The sequence below is a fragment of the Plantactinospora soyae genome (genome assembly GCF_014874095.1).
Classification (GTDB): Bacteria; Actinomycetota; Actinomycetes; order Mycobacteriales; family Micromonosporaceae; genus Plantactinospora; species Plantactinospora soyae.
This window is the reverse complement of sequence record NZ_JADBEB010000001.1, coordinates 5265117-5281130: the sequence shown is the minus strand read 5'-3', so window position 1 is coordinate 5281130 and position 16014 is coordinate 5265117. Positions and strand designations below refer to the sequence as shown.

The window sequence follows — 16014 nt, the reverse complement described above, 5'->3', positions numbered from 1 at the left end:
TTGGGGGTCTGTTGTTCGTTTGCTGTGAATCACACAGTGGACGCGTAGCAGCTTTGTAGTCAAGTCCTCGGCCTATTAGTACCGGTCAACTGAACCAGTTACCTGGCTTACATTTCCGGCCTATCAACCCAGTCGTCTACCTGGGGGCCTTACCCCCTTTACAGGGGTGGGATACCTCATCTTGAAGCAGGCTTCCCGCTTAGATGCTTTCAGCGGTTATCCCTTCCGAACGTAGCCAACCAGCCATGCCCCTGGCGGGACAACTGGCACACCAGAGGTTCGTCCGTCCCGGTCCTCTCGTACTAGGGACAGCCCTTCTCAAGTATCCTACGCGCACGGCGGATAGGGACCGAACTGTCTCACGACGTTCTAAACCCAGCTCGCGTACCGCTTTAATGGGCGAACAGCCCAACCCTTGGGACCTGCTACAGCCCCAGGATGCGACGAGCCGACATCGAGGTGCCAAACCATCCCGTCGATATGGACTCTTGGGGAAGATCAGCCTGTTATCCCCGGGGTACCTTTTATCCGTTGAGCGACACCGCTTCCACACGCAAGTGCCGGATCACTAGTCCCGACTTTCGTCCCTGCTCGACCCGTCAGTCTCACAGTCAAGCTCCCTTATACACTTACACTCAACACCTGATTGCCAACCAGGCTGAGGGAACCTTTGGGCGCCTCCGTTACATTTTAGGAGGCAACCGCCCCAGTTAAACTACCCACCAGACACTGTCCCTGAACCCGATAAGGGCCCGAAGTTAGATACCCAAACCAACCAGAGTGGTATTTCAAGATTGCCTCCACCCATACTGGCGTATGGACTTCACCGGCTCCCACCTATCCTACACAAGCTAATTCAAGTACCAATGTCAAGCTATAGTAAAGGTCCCGGGGTCTTTCCGTCCTGCCGCGCGTAACGAGCATCTTTACTCGTACTGCAATTTCGCCGGGCCTGTGGTTGAGACAGTGGGGAAGTCGTTACGCCATTCGTGCAGGTCGGAACTTACCCGACAAGGAATTTCGCTACCTTAGGATGGTTATAGTTACCACCGCCGTTTACTGGCGCTTAAGTTCTCAGCTTCGCCCCGAAAGACTAACCGGTCCCCTTAACGTTCCAGCACCGGGCAGGCGTCAGTCCATATACATCGAATTACTTCTTCGCATGGACCTGTGTTTTTAGTAAACAGTCGCTTCCCCCTGCTCTCTGCGGCCATACAACGCTCCAGGAGCAAGTCCCTTCACGTCTCCGGCCCCCCTTCTCCCTAAGTTACGGGGGCAATTTGCCGAGTTCCTTAACCACAGTTCACCCGATCGCCTCGGTATTCTCTACCTGACCACCTGTGTCGGTTTGGGGTACGGGCCGCTCGGAACTCGCTAGAGGCTTTTCTCGGCAGCATAGGATCACTGACTTCACCTGAATCGGCTCGGCATCACGTCTCAGCCTTAATGCACCACGGATTTGCCTATGGTACGGCCTACACGCTTACCCCGGCACAACCACCGGCCGGGCTCAGCTACCTTCCTGCGTCACCCCATCGCTTGACTACTACCCGCCAGGTTCCCACGCTCCCCCAGATCAGTCCGAAGACCTCACCAAGATCGGGTGGTTAGCACAACAAGGTTCATCACGGGCGCTCCTACACGGGTACGGGAATATCAACCCGTTGTCCATCGACTACGCCTCTCGGCCTCGCCTTAGGTCCCGACTCACCCAGGGCGGATTAACCTGGCCCTGGAACCCTTGGTCATCCGGCGGAAGGGTTTCTCACCCTTCTTTCGCTACTCATGCCTGCATTCTCACTCGTGCCGCGTCCACAACTAGGTCACCCTGCTGCTTCACTCGCGGCACGACGCTCCCCTACCCATCCACACACCTGCACACAACCCCAAAGAGTCATGCGAAGTTAAAATGTGAATGCCACAGCTTCGGCGGTGTACTTGAGCCCCGCTACATTGTCGGCGCGGAACCACTTGACCAGTGAGCTATTACGCACTCTTTAAAGGGTGGCTGCTTCTAAGCCAACCTCCTGGTTGTCTGTGCGACCCCACATCCTTTTCCACTTAGCACACGCTTAGGGGCCTTAGCTGGTGATCTGGGCTGTTTCCCTCTCGACTACGAAGCTTATCCCCCGCAGTCTCACTGCCGCGCTCTCACTTACCGGCATTCGGAGTTTGGCTGATTTCAGTAACCTTGTAGGGCCCCTAGACCATCCAGTGCTCTACCTCCGGCAAGAAACACGCGACGCTGCACCTAAATGCATTTCGGGGAGAACCAGCTATCACGGAGTTTGATTGGCCTTTCACCCCTAACCACAGGTCATCCCCCAACTTTTCAACGTTGGTGGGTTCGGCCCTCCACGCGGTCTTACCCGCGCTTCAGCCTGCCCATGGCTAGATCACTCCGCTTCGGGTCTAGAACACGCGACTACACGCCCTATTAAGACTCGCTTTCGCTACGGCTACCCCACACGGGTTAACCTCGCCACGTGCCACTAACTCGCAGGCTCATTCTTCAAAAGGCACGCCGTCACCCCTAAAGGCTCCGACGGATTGTAGGCGAACGGTTTCAGGTACTATTTCACTCCCCTCCCGGGGTACTTTTCACCATTCCCTCACGGTACTCGTCCGCTATCGGTCACTAGGAAGTATTTAGGCTTACCAGGTGGTCCTGGCAGATTCACGGCAGATTACAGGAGTCCGCCGCTACTCGGGAACACCCACAAAAGAGACCAGCCACTTTCACCTACCGGACTCTCACCGTCTACGGTTGGCTTTTCCACACCATTCGACTAGCAACTGGTTTTATAACTCTCCACACAAGTGTCAGCTCATGTCATGAGGTCCCACAACCCCGACCACGCAACCCCTGACAGGTATCACACGCAACCGGTTTAGCCTCAATCCGCTTTCGCTCGCCACTACTCACGGAATCACTGTTGTTTTCTCTTCCTGCGGGTACTGAGATGTTTCACTTCCCCGCGTTCCCTCCACACACCCTATGAATTCAGGTGCGGGTGACACCACATGACTGATGCCGGGTTACCCCATTCGGACACCCTGGGATCACAGCTTGGTTGACAGCTCCCCCAGGCCTATCGCGGCCTCCCACGTCCTTCATCGGCTCCTAGTGCCAAGGCATCCACCGTTCGCCCTTGACAACTTGACCACAAAGATGCTCGCGTCCACTGTGTAATTCTCAACAAACGACCAACCCACAACCCACAGCCCCACACCAACAACCCCACAAGGGATCCGGTATGTGAGACCAGGCCATGCCTGGCAACCCAAGACAACAACCCCGCCCTCACGAAGAGGACCACGGTTTGTTCCCTCAGGACCCAACAGGATGCTCTACATTCGCCAACCAGCCGCACCCCCACCACCCTCCACACCCCCGAAAGGGTTGTACTAGTGGAAAGAAGGCCGTTGCCGGTAACAAACTCGCCAGTGTCTCCGCCATTGAGCACCCCGACCCGACATACGCGGACCGTGGGCTCCTACCCGACCTTCGCCGAGAGGTGCTCCTTAGAAAGGAGGTGATCCAGCCGCACCTTCCGGTACGGCTACCTTGTTACGACTTCGTCCCAATCGCCAGCCCCACCTTCGACCACTCCCTCCGGAAAACCGGTTAGGCCATGGGCTTCGGGTGTTGCCGACTTTCGTGACGTGACGGGCGGTGTGTACAAGGCCCGGGAACGTATTCACCGCAGCGTTGCTGATCTGCGATTACTAGCGACTCCGACTTCACGGGGTCGAGTTGCAGACCCCGATCCGAACTGAGACCGGCTTTTTGGGATTCGCTCCACCTCACGGTATCGCAGCCCATTGTACCGGCCATTGTAGCATGCGTGAAGCCCTGGACATAAGGGGCATGATGACTTGACGTCATCCCCACCTTCCTCCGAGTTGACCCCGGCAGTCTTCGATGAGTCCCCGCCATAACGCGCTGGCAACATCGAACAAGGGTTGCGCTCGTTGCGGGACTTAACCCAACATCTCACGACACGAGCTGACGACAGCCATGCACCACCTGTGACCGCCCCCGAAGGACCCCACATCTCTGCAGGTTTTGCGGCCATGTCAAACCCAGGTAAGGTTCTTCGCGTTGCATCGAATTAATCCGCATGCTCCGCCGCTTGTGCGGGCCCCCGTCAATTCCTTTGAGTTTTAGCCTTGCGGCCGTACTCCCCAGGCGGGGCGCTTAATGCGTTAGCTGCGGCACAGAGAACCGGAGAGGTCCCCCACACCTAGCGCCCAACGTTTACAGCGTGGACTACCAGGGTATCTAATCCTGTTCGCTCCCCACGCTTTCGCTCCTCAGCGTCAATATCGGCCCAGAGACCCGCCTTCGCCACCGGTGTTCCTCCTGATATCTGCGCATTTCACCGCTACACCAGGAATTCCAGTCTCCCCTACCGAATTCTAGCCTGCCCGTATCGGCTGCAAGCCCACAGTTGAGCTGTGGGTTTTCACAGTCGACGCGACAAGCCGCCTACGAGCTCTTTACGCCCAATAAATCCGGACAACGCTCGCGCCCTACGTCTTACCGCGGCTGCTGGCACGTAGTTGGCCGGCGCTTCTTCTGCAGGTACCGTCACTTTCGCTTCGTCCCTGCTGAAAGAGGTTTACAACCCGAAGGCCGTCATCCCTCACGCGGCGTCGCTGCATCAGGCTTCCGCCCATTGTGCAATATTCCCCACTGCTGCCTCCCGTAGGAGTCTGGGCCGTGTCTCAGTCCCAGTGTGGCCGGTCGCCCTCTCAGGCCGGCTACCCGTCGTCGCCTTGGTAGGCCATCACCCCACCAACAAGCTGATAGGCCGCGAGCCCATCCCAAGCCGAAAAACTTTCCACCCTCGGTCATGCGACCAAAAGTCATATTCGGTATTAGCCCCGGTTTCCCGGGGTTATCCCAAAGCCTGGGGCAGGTTACTCACGTGTTACTCACCCGTTCGCCGCTCGAGTACCCCGAAGGGCCTTTCCGCTCGACTTGCATGTGTTAAGCACGCCGCCAGCGTTCGTCCTGAGCCAGGATCAAACTCTCCAACAAAAACTTGGAAAATCAACCCGGCAACAATAAAAACACTTGCTGCCAAAACAATCAAAACCATTTTGGCACTGGCTTATCAAGCACCCTGTTGAGTTCTCAAAGAACAAACACACACCGAACAATGAGCCGAAACCCACCACTCGGGGCCACTATCCACCCCCAGCGTTTCCGCCGGGCGCTCGTATTACGTTAGCTGACCGTTTTCCCAGCGTCAAATCCGAATTAACCGGCCTGACATCCGTTCCATTCGATCTAGCTAATTCCTGGACCAGCGCGTAGCCAATCGGCTACCCCGATCTAGGATTCCGGCAGCCCGGCCGCTCGTGTAAGTCACCCACGCGCTCGCCCGGCGCACTGCCGATCGTTCACTCTACTCGGTCAGGTCCGCAACTCCAAATCGCTCTGTCCGAGCCATCCGGGTCGCCCCGCCCGCCAGGTCAAACCGGGTGGTTTCCCACCGTCGGACCTTGAGCCTCGCCTGCGGTTCCGGCCTTTGCGCGTTTCGCGCCGTTCGTCCGTTCCCCCGCTGGCAGAGAGAAAATTACGCGGCCGGGGCCGCCAACGTCAAATCCACCGAGGGCATTCCGCGTCACATCATCGACCGGGAACCAGCTCCACCCCGGCAAAGGTGCGCTTTCCTCGACGCAGCACCAGGAACCGGCCGTGCAGCAGAGCATCCGGCGAGACAGCGGCCTCCGGATCCGTGACCCGCTCGTTGTTGACGTACGCGCCGCCCTCACCGATCGCCCGGCGTGCCTCGTTGAGGCTGTTCACCAGCCCCGCCTCCCGGAACATCTGGGCCACCGGGGGCAACGTCTCCAGTTGGACGAGTCCGGCCTCGGCCAGGGCCGCCCGCAGGGTCTCCGGGGCCAGTTCGTCGAGGGCCCCCCGGCCAAACAGGGCCTGACTCGCCGCCACCGCCTGCCGGGCCTCCTCGGCGCCGTGCACGAGCGCGGTCAGTTCCTCCGCGAGCGCCCGCTGCGCCACCCGGGCCGCCGGCCGCTCCGCCGTCGTCTTCTCCAACTCCTCGATCTCCTCGTGCGAGCGGAAGCTGAAGTACCGCAGGTACTGGCCCACGTCCCGGTCGTCGCTGTTGACCCAGAACTGGTAGAAGGCGTACGGGCTGGTCATCGTCGGATCGAGCCAGACCGCCCCACCCTCGGTCTTGCCGAACTTGGTGCCGTCCGCCTTGGTGACCAGCGGTGTGACGAAGGCGTGCACCGGCCCGGCACCGCGTCGGCGTACGTAGTCGACCCCGGCGGTGATGTTCCCCCACTGGTCCGAGCCGCCGAACTGCAGCGTGCAGCCGTCCCGCCGGTGCAGCTCGAAGAAGTCGTTGGCCTGCAGCAACTGGTAGCTGAACTCGGTGTAGCTGATCCCGCTGTCCAGCCGGGCCTTGACCACCTCACGGGCGAGCATCCGGTTGACCGGGAAGTGCTTGCCGACGTCGCGGAGGAACTCGACCACGGACATCACGCCGGTCCAGTCCAGGTTGTTGACCGGGCGTGCGGCGTTCTCCCCCTCGTAGGAGACGAACGGCGTGAGCTGCTCGCGGATCCGCTCGACCCAGTTGGCGACCACCTCCGGGGTGTTCAGAATCCGCTCGCCCCGCTCGTTGGGGTCACCGATCAACCCGGTCGCGCCGCCGACCAGGACCAGCGGGCGATGCCCGGCGAGCTGCAGCCGGCGGGCGGTCAAGATCTGTACCAGGTTGCCGATGTGCAGGCTCGGCGCGGTGGGGTCGAACCCGACGTAGAAGGTCACCGGTCCGGAGCTCAGGTGCTCCTGCAACTCGGCGGCGTCGGTGGAGTCGAAGAGAAGACCCCGCCACCGCAGGTCGTCGAGCGGGGACTCCCGGCCGGCGGGTGCGACGGGGGGAAGGTTGCTGTCGGTCACAGCTCCAGATTGTCCACCATGCCGGTGCTGCCGCCGTACCCGGTTTCCGTCGGCGACCCCGGTCGGAGCGGGACGGTCGGGCGGCGCGGGAGGCGTTGACGGGACACGACGGTCGAAGGCACGCTACCCGCGCCAGGTCGTCACAAACCCCCCGAGCCCCCGGAGGCATCCCATGACGGTCCCGAGCCAGACCCGCCATCCCGAGTCGACCCGGGACACCGCCGGCGACCTGGTCCACCTGCGCCGGGCCGGGGTCAGTCTGCTGCTGGACGGCAGCGACTGCGGGGTGCCGGTGGTGCTGCACTGGGGAGCCGATCTCGGGCCGCTGACCGGTCCCGAGCTGCTTGACCTGGCCACCGCGCTGCGCCGGCCGGTCCGGCACGGCGCGCCCGACGAGCGACCGGTCGGGCTCCTTCCCGAGCACACGCACGCCTGGTTCGGCCTGCCCGGCCTGTCCGGCCACCGCTCCGGCCGGGACTGGTCACCACGCTTCCGGCGGACCGACCTGCGCGTGGTGGACGGGCCCGGCGACGCACCAACCGGCGTCGTCGTGACGGCCCGGGACGACGCCGCCGCCCTGGACCTGGTCATCGAGGTGGAGATGGATCCGGCCGGCCTGGTACGGCTCCGCGCCGAGCTGGGCAACCCGGCGGACGCGGAGCCGTACCAGCTGGACGGGCTGGCGCTGGGCCTGCCGGTACCGCCACAGGCGAACGAGCTGCTCGACCTCACGGGTCGGTGGTGCCGGGAGCGCGCGCCACAGCGGTACCCGTTCACCGTCGGTACCCGGTCGCGGGAGAGTCGCCGGGGCAAGCCCGGGCTGGACGCCACCCTGCTGCTGGTCGCCGGTACGGCGGACTTCGGCTTCCGGTCCGGCGAGGTCTGGGGCCTGCACCTCGGGTGGAGCGGCAACCACCGGATGCACGCCGAGCGGACCCCCGAGGGCGAGGCGCTGCTCGGCGCCGGTGAGCTGCTCCTGCCCGGCGAGATCGTGCTCGGGCCGGGTGAGCACTACCGGACGCCCTGGGTGTACGCCTCGTACGGGCGCGGTCTGGACGAGATGTCGGCCCGCTTCCACGCTCACCTGCGCCGGTCGGTGTCCCCGCAGCGACGGGCCCGACCGGTCGTGGTGAACACCTGGGAGGCCGTCTACTTCGACCACGATCTCGGTCGGCTGACGGCGCTCGCGGACGCCGCCGCCCGGATCGGAGCCGAACGGTTCGTCCTGGACGACGGCTGGTTCCGGGGCCGCCGCAACGACCGGGCCGGCCTGGGCGACTGGTACGTCGACCCGGACGTCTGGCCCGACGGTCTGCACCCGCTGGTCGCACACGTACGCGGGCTGGGGCTGGAGTTCGGCCTCTGGGTCGAGCCGGAAATGATCAATCCCGACTCGGACCTGGCCCGGGCGCACCCGGACTGGATGCTCGGCACCGGTGGGCGGCTGCCCCGGGAAGCCCGCTGGCAGCAGGTGCTCGACCTGACCCGTCCGGACGCCTACGACCACATCCTCGCCCGGCTCGACACGCTGGTCCGGGAGTACGGAATCGCGTACCTGAAGTGGGACCACAACCGGGACCTGCTCGACGCCGGTACGCAGCCGTCCGGGCGGCCCCGGGTACACGCGCAGACCCTGGCGGCCTACCGGCTGCTCGACACCCTGCGGGAACGCCATCCCCGGCTCCAGATCGAGTCGTGTTCCTCCGGCGGTGGCCGGGTCGACCTCGGCATCCTCGAGCGGACCGACCGGATCTGGGGCAGTGACTGCATCGACGCCCTGGAACGGCAGTCCATCCAGCGCTGGACCCAGTTGCTGCTGCCGCCGGAGTTGATCGGGTCGCACGTCGGCGCTGCCCGGGCACACACCACCGGCCGGACCCACGGCCTCACCTTCCGGGCCGGCACCGCGTTCTTCGGCAGCTTCGGAGTCGAGTGGGACCTGACCTCGGCCACCCCGGAGGAACAGCAGGAACTCGCCGGCTGGGTGGCGCTGTACAAGCGGCACCGGGACCTTATCCACGGTGGCACGGTGGTCCGGGCCGACCACCCCGATCCGGCCCTGTGGGTGCACGGGGTGGTCGCAGCGGACCGGGCCGAGGCGATCATGGCGATCGTCGCCACCGCGACCGGCACGACGGCCAGCCCCGGCCCGGTACGCCTGCCGGGTCTGGACCCCGACCGTCGCTACCTGGTCCGCGCGCTGGCACCGGACGCCGCCGCGACGGTCCTGCCCGCGCCGCCGGCCTGGGTGACCGGACCGGGGGTACGGCTGTCCGGGCGTACCCTCGGCGCCGCCGGACTCCAGGCGCCGCCGCTGCATCCCGAGCAACTCCTGCTGGTCCACCTGAACGGTCGCTGAGCCGGGCCGACCAGGACCGGTCCGTCGACCGGGCGGCGGTCAGATTCTCGGTGCCGAAACCAGTCCGGTCCGGTAGGCGACGATCACCAGCTGGGCCCGGTCCCGGGCCTGCAACTTGCCGAGCAGGCGGCCCACGTGTGTCTTCACGGTGGCGGGGCTGAGTCCGAGGTGACCGGCGATCTCGGCGTTGGACAGGCCCCGGCCGATCAGGACGAGCACCTCCCGCTCCCGCTCGGTCACCCCGGTCAGTTCACGGGCCACCGGCCGGTCCGGTTCCGGCAGGCGGGCGAACTCGGCGATCAGCCGACGGGTCACGGTCGGTGCGAGCAGACCCTCACCGGCGGCCACCACCCGGATCGCCGTCAGCAGGTCCTCCGGCGGCGCGTCCTTGAGCAGGAAGCCACTGGCCCCGGCCCGCAGCGCCGCATAGACGTACTCGTCGAGGTCGAAGGTGGTGAGGATGAGCACCCGGACCTGCGCGGCGGCGGGCGAGGCGGCGATCCGCCGGGTCGCCTCGATACCGTCCATCTGCGGCATCCGGACGTCCATCAGCACCACGTCGGGGCGCTCCCGCTCGGCCAGCTCCACCGCGGCCGCGCCGGTACCGGCCTCGCCCACCACGGTCAACCCGGGGGTGGTCTCGACCAGTACCCGGAAGCTGCCCCGCAGCAGCGCCTGGTCGTCGACGATGAGCACCCGGACCGGCGAATCCGTCACCGGTCCGCCCCGAGGGCCTCGCCCGCCGCCGACCGAGCCACGGCCGACGCCGGATCGGCAGCCGACGCCGAATCGGCAGCCGCTGGCGGATCGGCGGCCGGTGCCGGACGGTCGATCCTCGACGACGGTCCGGTGGCCGGTGTCAGGTCGCCGAGCGGCGCCGACCCGACGGCCGGGTCGACGGTCCTCGGGACCGGGGCGTCCGTCGGTCGGCCGGGCAGTTCGGCGCAGATCCGGAAGCCGCCGTCCGGTAACGGGCCCGCGGCGAACGTGCCGCCGTACAGGTTGACCCGCTCCCGCATGCCGATCAGCCCCTGCCCCCGTGGGTCGGCCGGCCGGACCGGCCGGCCGGGTCCGTTGGTCACCTCGACCCGTACCACGGCCACGGTCGCGGTCACCCTGACCCGGCACCGGCTCGGGCCGGCGTGCTTGACCACGTTGGTCAGCGCCTCCTGGACGATCCGGTAGACCGACCGGCCGACGTCCTCGGGCGGCTCCGGCGTGCCGGCCAGGTCCAACTCCAGCTCCGCGTCCGCACCGGCCCGCGCGGCCCGCTCCACCAGGTCGGGCAGGTCGGCCAGACCGGGAGCGGGTCCGAACTCGACCAGCCCGGCCGGCGCCCCGGCCCGGAGCACGCCGAGGGTACGACGCAGCTCGGCCAGCGCACCCCGGCTGGTCGCCTCGATGTCGCGCAACGCCTCCCGGAGTTCCTGCGGCCGGGACTCGGCGACGTGGTTGGCGATCGCCGCCTTGACCGTGATCACGCTCATGCTGTGCGCCACGATGTCGTGCAGTTCCCGGGCCAGCCGCAGCCGTTCCTCGGTCGTCGCCCGCTCGGCGAGCTGGGTCGCCGACTGCACCGCCATCCGCTCGGCGTACGCCCGACGTTCCCGGACCACCCGGCCGAGGGTCCAGGCGCCGCCGACCACCAGACCGGCGAAGCCCAGTCCGGCAGTGTCGTCGGCTCCGGCCGAGGACCGGGGCACCGCCACCAGCAGCACGCCGACCAGCACCAGCAGCAGGGCCGGGATCGACCGGCGGAGCGGCTCGGCGAGCGCCACCTGGTAGAGCGCGAAGGCGATGGCGAGGAAGACGGCCGGAGACGCGTAGATCGGCACCACCGAGACCAGCACCGACGAGAGCGCGCCGACCGAGACCACCGCCAGTACGGGCAGCGGCCACCACCGACGTACCGCGATCGGCAGCGAGGCGGCGACGGTGAAGAGCACGGTGAGCCAGGCCGGCTCCTGGATCACCAGGTCCGGCGCCTCGCTGGCAATCGGCGGTTCCGCGGCGGCGTACCCGACCACCAGCAGCAGGCCGAGCGCGGGCAGCAGGTCGAGCGCGATCAGGTCGATGCCGCGCATCCGGCGGGTTAGCACGGGACGCACGTCGTCGGCGGTCATCCGTCGACGGTAACCGCCCGGTGCGGCCGGCGCGTCAACCCGGCGTCCGTCATCCTGCGGGCTGACGCGCCGGCCGGCGGGGGTTCGGCGTACCCCGCAGGGCGGGGTCGGAAGTGACGGTTCCGCTCCGATGTGCCGGGCCGGGAAGATGACCAACCTTTACCGCATGGCAGAACCAGAGAACGGTACGGAATCCGGGCAGGCCGTCGCGCTCCACGAGGTCGCTCGGGCGTACGGCTCCGGGGCACGGCGGGTCACCGCGCTGGACGGCGTGACCGTCGACTTCGGCCGGGGAACCTTCAGCGCGGTGATGGGCCCCTCCGGCTCCGGCAAGTCGACCCTGCTGCACTGCGCCGCCGGGCTGGACCGGCCGACCGGCGGCACGATCAGGATCGACGGAACCGAACTCGGTACGCTCGGCGAGACCGCGCTCACCCTGCTACGTCGGGAGCGGGTCGGGTTCGTCTTCCAGTCGTACAACCTGGTGCCGGCGCTGACCGCGGAGCAGAACGTCGCACTGCCGCTGCGGCTGGCCGGCCGCCGGCCCGATCCGGCCCACCTGCACGCGGCGCTGGCCGAGGTCGGCCTGGCCGGGCGCGGACGTCACCGGCCCGACGAGCTCTCCGGCGGCGAGCAGCAACGGGTGGCGATAGCCCGGGCCCTGATCAGTCGGCCGGCCGTGGTCTTCGCCGACGAGCCGACCGGCGCGTTGGACACCCGGACCTCCCGCGACGTGCTCCGCCTGCTGCGTAACCTCGTCGACCAGCACCGACAAACAGTGATCATGGTGACCCACGATCCGGTCGCGGCAGCCTTCGCCGACCGGGTGGTGCTGCTGGCCGACGGCCGGGTGGTGGACGAGCTCGACGGCGAGTTGAGCGCGGAGTCGATCGCGGCCCGGATGACCCGGCTGGAGTTGGCATGCTGACCGTCGCCGCGTTGCGGGCGCGCTGGTCCCGCCTGCTCGGCCCGTTCGTCGCCCTCTGCCTCGGCGTGGCGCTGATGTCGATGACGGCGCTGGTCCTGGTCTCGGCGAATCCGCAGGTGCCGGACCGGTACGCCGGCACGGAGGTGCTGGTGGCCGGTCCGACCGTGGCGGAGGTGTCCGGGACGTTTCCCGAACGCCGCCCCTGGTCGCCGCGGCGCGCGGCCGAGCTGGTCGACCGGCTCGCCGCGATCCCCGGGGTGCGCGCGGCGGTACCGGACCGGTCGTTCTACGCCCAGGCGGTGCTCGACGGCCGCCCGGTCGGCGAGCCCGCCGTCACCGATCCGCAGGGACACGGCTGGTCGAGTGCCGCGCTGGCGCCGTACCGGCTGGTGGCGGGGAGTCCACCCGCCCGGGCCGACGAGGTCGTCCTGGACCGTGCCCTGGCGCTCGACCCGGGGACCACGGTCACCCTGCTGACCGCGACCGGCCCGGCCCGGTACACCGTCTCCGGCACCGTCGACGGCGCCGGCTTCTTCGTCACCGACGCGGCTGCGGTGCCGCTGGCCCGTGGGATCCGGGTGATCGGTCTGGTGACCGGGTCCGACGCCGACCCGGCGGCGGTACGGGCCGCGGCGACCGCGATCGTCGGCCGGGACGGCAGCGTGCTGAGCGGCGACGCCCGGGCGGAACTCGAACCTCCACGCGACGCCCGCACCCGGTGGATCGGCATGCAGGTGCTGACCGCGATGACGGCCCTGGCCGGATTCGTCTCGATCTTCGTCGTGGCGTCGACGTTCGCCTTCGCGGTGGCCCAGCGGCGCCGGGAGTTCGGCCTGCTGCGTACCGTCGGCGCCACACCGCGCCAGGTCCGGACGATGGTGTACGCCGAGGCACTGGCGGTGGGCGCCGTGGCGGCCGTCGTCGGGGTGCTGCTCGGCACGGCCTGTGCCCCGTTGTTCGGCCACCTGCTGATCGAGGCGGGTTTCCAGCCGGCCGGATTCCGGGTCCGGTTGGCGCCCTGGCCGCCGGCCGCCGCTTTCGGGGTGGGGCTGGTCGTCGCCCTGCTCGGCGTCTGGTCGGCCTCCCGACGCGCCGGCCGGGTACGTCCGCTGGAGGCGCTGCGCGAGGCGGCCGTGGATCGCCGGCCGATGACCCGGGCGCGTTGGATCGGCGGTGTCGCCGCCACCACGGGCGGGCTGTGGCTGACCGTGGTGCTGAGCCGGGCCGGCGCCGACGACATCGTCAACCGCGCGCTCTACGCCGCGATGGCGCTGACCCTGGGGCTGACCCTGCTCGCCCCGGTGTTCATCCCACCGCTGACCTACGCCCTCACCTGGCCGTTGGAGCGGCTGCGTGGGGCGACCGGGATGCTGGTCCGGCGCAACGCGTTGACGGCCGTCCGGCGTACCGCGTCGACGTCGGCACCGATGCTGCTCACGGTGGGTTTCGCGGTACTGATCGCCGGCTCGGTGGCCACCTCGGCCGGCGCGTACGCGAGCCGGGACGCCGCCGCGGTCCGAGCCGGTGCCGTGCTCGTTCCGTCGGGTACGCCGGGCCTGTCCGACGCGGCGGTGGCGGCCGTTCCCGGAACGGCGCTCCTGCCCACCACGGTGTACGCCGACGCCGAGGGTGCCGGGGCCTCCGGGGGCGTCCCGATCCGGGCCGCCGGGGTCGACCCGGCCGGCTTCGCCCGGGTGAACGGACGGCTCAGCGTGCTCTCCGGTGCCTTCGACGCGTTGCGTGGCCCGGACACCGCGGTCGTCTCCGCCGACCTGGCCGGCCGGCGGGGCTGGACGGTCGGCGGATCGGCGGTTCTCGGGTACCCGGACGGCAGCAGCGGAACGGTCCGGTTGGTGGCGGTGGTCGCCGACGGCTCGATCCCGGTCGAGATGCTGTTCACCCGGGAGTCGGTCCGGGCCCGGGATCCGTCCGCGCTCACCGAGTCGGTCTTCGCCGTCGGTCCGGCGACCGGTGCCGACGACAGCGGCTCACCGGCCCCGACCGACGGCAGCGGTCCGGCGACCGGCGTGGACGGGCCGGGAAGTTCCGCTCTTCCGAGTGAACTCGGCGCGCGGCTGGTCAGCGTGGTGGACTACGCGCAGGGTCGGGCCGCGCAGGAGGACCGGCTCGTCTGGCTCGCCACGCTTCTCCTGATCGGGGTCTCGGCGGGCTACACCGCGGTCGCGCTGGCGAACACGCTGCTGATGGCGACCGCGCATCGGACCCGGGATCTTCTGCTGCTGCTCCGCTCGGGTGCGACCGTCCGTCAGGTGCTCACCTCGGTCGCCGCCGAATCGGCGCTGGTGGTGCTGATCGGCACGACCCTCGGCCTGGTGGTGCCGACGGTCGCGCTGCTGGCCATCCGCTCCGCGCTCAGCGAGCAGGTCGGCGTACCGGTCGATCTGGTGATCCCCTGGCCGACGATCGCGGCGGTGGTGGGCGGTTGCCTGGCCCTGGCCCTCGTCGCCAGCGTGCTGCCGGCCCGGATGGCGCTGCGGGCCGGGCCGGGTGGCGGAATCGCACACCGGGCGGAGTGACTGCGGCATCGACGGGCGGGTCGGGCTTACGGGGTTGACTCGTACGCCCGGCCGGGTCGACAATCCCTATTGGTTAGATGGGGAATTGATCGCCTCCCCACCATCCCGGGAAGGAACGCCCGTGCGAAAACTTCTGCTCCTCGCCCTGGTGGGGCTCGGCGCGCAACTCGTGGACGGCAGTCTCGGCATGGCCTACGGCGTGACCTCCACCACCCTGCTGCTGGCGATCGGCACCAATCCGGCAGCGGCCTCCGCGACCGTGCACCTGGCTGAGATCGGCACCACGCTGGCCTCCGGTGCCGCGCACTGGCGGTTCGGCAACGTGGACTGGAAGGTGGTCGCCAAGATCGGCGTACCCGGGGCGGTCGGCGCCTTCGCCGGCGCCACCTTCCTGTCGAGCCTCTCCACCGAGGTGGCCGCGCCGATCATGTCGCTGCTGCTGCTCACCCTCGGGATCTACATCCTGGTCCGGTTCACCGCCGCCGGCATTCCGCGCGACCGTCTCGGACAGCCGCTGCGCAAGCGCTTCCTCGCCCCGCTCGGACTGGTGGCCGGATTCGTCGACTCGACCGGCGGCGGTGGCTGGGGTCCGGTCGGCACCCCGGCGATCCTGGCCAGCGGCCGGATGGCACCACGCAAGGTCATCGGCTCGATCGACACCAGCGAGTTCCTGGTCGCGGTGGCGGCGAGCCTCGGGTTCCTGGTCGGCCTCGGCAGCGAGAACGTCAACTTCGCCTGGGTGGCGGTGCTGCTCCTCGGCGGCGTGATCGCCGCACCGATCGCCGCCTGGCTGGTCCGGCACATCCCGCCCCGGATCCTCGGTTCGGCCGTGGGCGGCATGATCATCGTGACCAACGTCCGGACCCTGCTGCGGAGCGACTGGATCGACGCCTCCGACGGCGTGCGCTACACCGTCTACGCGGTGATCTACCTGGTCTGGGCACTCGCCCTGGCGTACTCGGTCCGGCAGTACCGGGCGAACCGGGACAGCGAGACCGTGGCGGCGGTCGAGACCGGCGCGCCGGCGGACGAGTCGAGCGAGAGGTCGTCCGCACCCACTGCGGTGTAGCCGATGTCGCGGTGGTAACCGGCGGCCACGACCACCTCGGTCGCGGCCGCCGGCT

The 16014-nt window shown here is 67.7% G+C and carries 7 protein-coding genes and 2 rRNA genes; 4 read left to right on the top strand and 5 right to left on the bottom strand.

Annotation, left to right across the window (positions count from 1 at the left end; all coding sequences use genetic code 11):
- Window positions 1-55: 55 nt before the first annotated feature.
- The 3 genes from H4W31_RS23460 to tyrS all read right to left on the bottom strand — a co-directional run bounded on the left by H4W31_RS23460 (window position 56) and on the right by tyrS (window position 6943).
- Window positions 56-3166 (bottom strand): 23S ribosomal RNA (locus tag H4W31_RS23460).
- 363 nt (window positions 3167-3529) lie between these two features.
- Window positions 3530-5047, bottom strand: a 16S ribosomal RNA gene (locus tag H4W31_RS23455).
- Together the 16S and 23S rRNA genes form the textbook arrangement of a ribosomal RNA operon.
- A 594-nt stretch (window positions 5048-5641) precedes the next feature.
- Window positions 5642-6943: a tyrosine--tRNA ligase gene (gene tyrS / locus H4W31_RS23450; RefSeq protein WP_192768625.1), complete on the bottom strand. Its 1302-nt coding sequence runs from the start codon at window positions 6941-6943 to the stop codon at window positions 5642-5644.
- Window positions 6944-7115: 172 nt separating this feature from the next.
- Here tyrS and H4W31_RS23445 point away from each other — a divergent pair, with 172 nt between their 5' ends.
- The gene (locus H4W31_RS23445; RefSeq protein ID WP_192768624.1) at window positions 7116-9302 is read left to right on the top strand and encodes an alpha-galactosidase; all 2187 of its coding nucleotides are present in this window, start codon (window positions 7116-7118) and stop codon (window positions 9300-9302) included.
- Between the two features lie 39 nt (window positions 9303-9341).
- On the opposite strand, the gene H4W31_RS23440 is transcribed toward H4W31_RS23445, so the two are convergent.
- Both H4W31_RS23440 and H4W31_RS23435 read right to left on the bottom strand, forming a co-directional pair.
- Complete coding sequence (locus tag H4W31_RS23440; protein ID WP_192768623.1) at window positions 9342-10019, bottom strand: response regulator; 678 nt, start codon at window positions 10017-10019, stop codon at window positions 9342-9344.
- Window positions 10016-11425, bottom strand: coding sequence for a sensor histidine kinase (locus H4W31_RS23435; protein ID WP_192768622.1), 1410 nt, complete (start codon window positions 11423-11425; stop codon window positions 10016-10018). Before H4W31_RS23435 ends, H4W31_RS23440 begins: the two co-directional genes overlap by 4 nt.
- Window positions 11426-11591: 166 nt before the next feature.
- Between H4W31_RS23435 and H4W31_RS23430 the strand changes: the two genes are divergently transcribed.
- From H4W31_RS23430 to H4W31_RS23420, 3 genes are all read left to right on the top strand, one after another.
- Window positions 11592-12353 (top strand): ABC transporter ATP-binding protein, encoded by a 762-nt coding sequence (locus H4W31_RS23430; protein ID WP_192768621.1) that lies wholly within the window; start codon window positions 11592-11594, stop codon window positions 12351-12353.
- The gene (locus H4W31_RS23425; protein ID WP_192768620.1) at window positions 12347-14890 is read left to right on the top strand and encodes an ABC transporter permease; all 2544 of its coding nucleotides are present in this window, start codon (window positions 12347-12349) and stop codon (window positions 14888-14890) included. The genes H4W31_RS23430 and H4W31_RS23425 overlap by 7 nt, the downstream gene beginning before the upstream one ends.
- A gap of 121 nt (window positions 14891-15011) precedes the next feature.
- Window positions 15012-15959 (top strand): sulfite exporter TauE/SafE family protein, encoded by a 948-nt coding sequence (locus tag H4W31_RS23420; protein ID WP_192768619.1) that lies wholly within the window; start codon window positions 15012-15014, stop codon window positions 15957-15959.
- The last annotated feature ends 55 nt before the right edge of the window (window positions 15960-16014 follow it).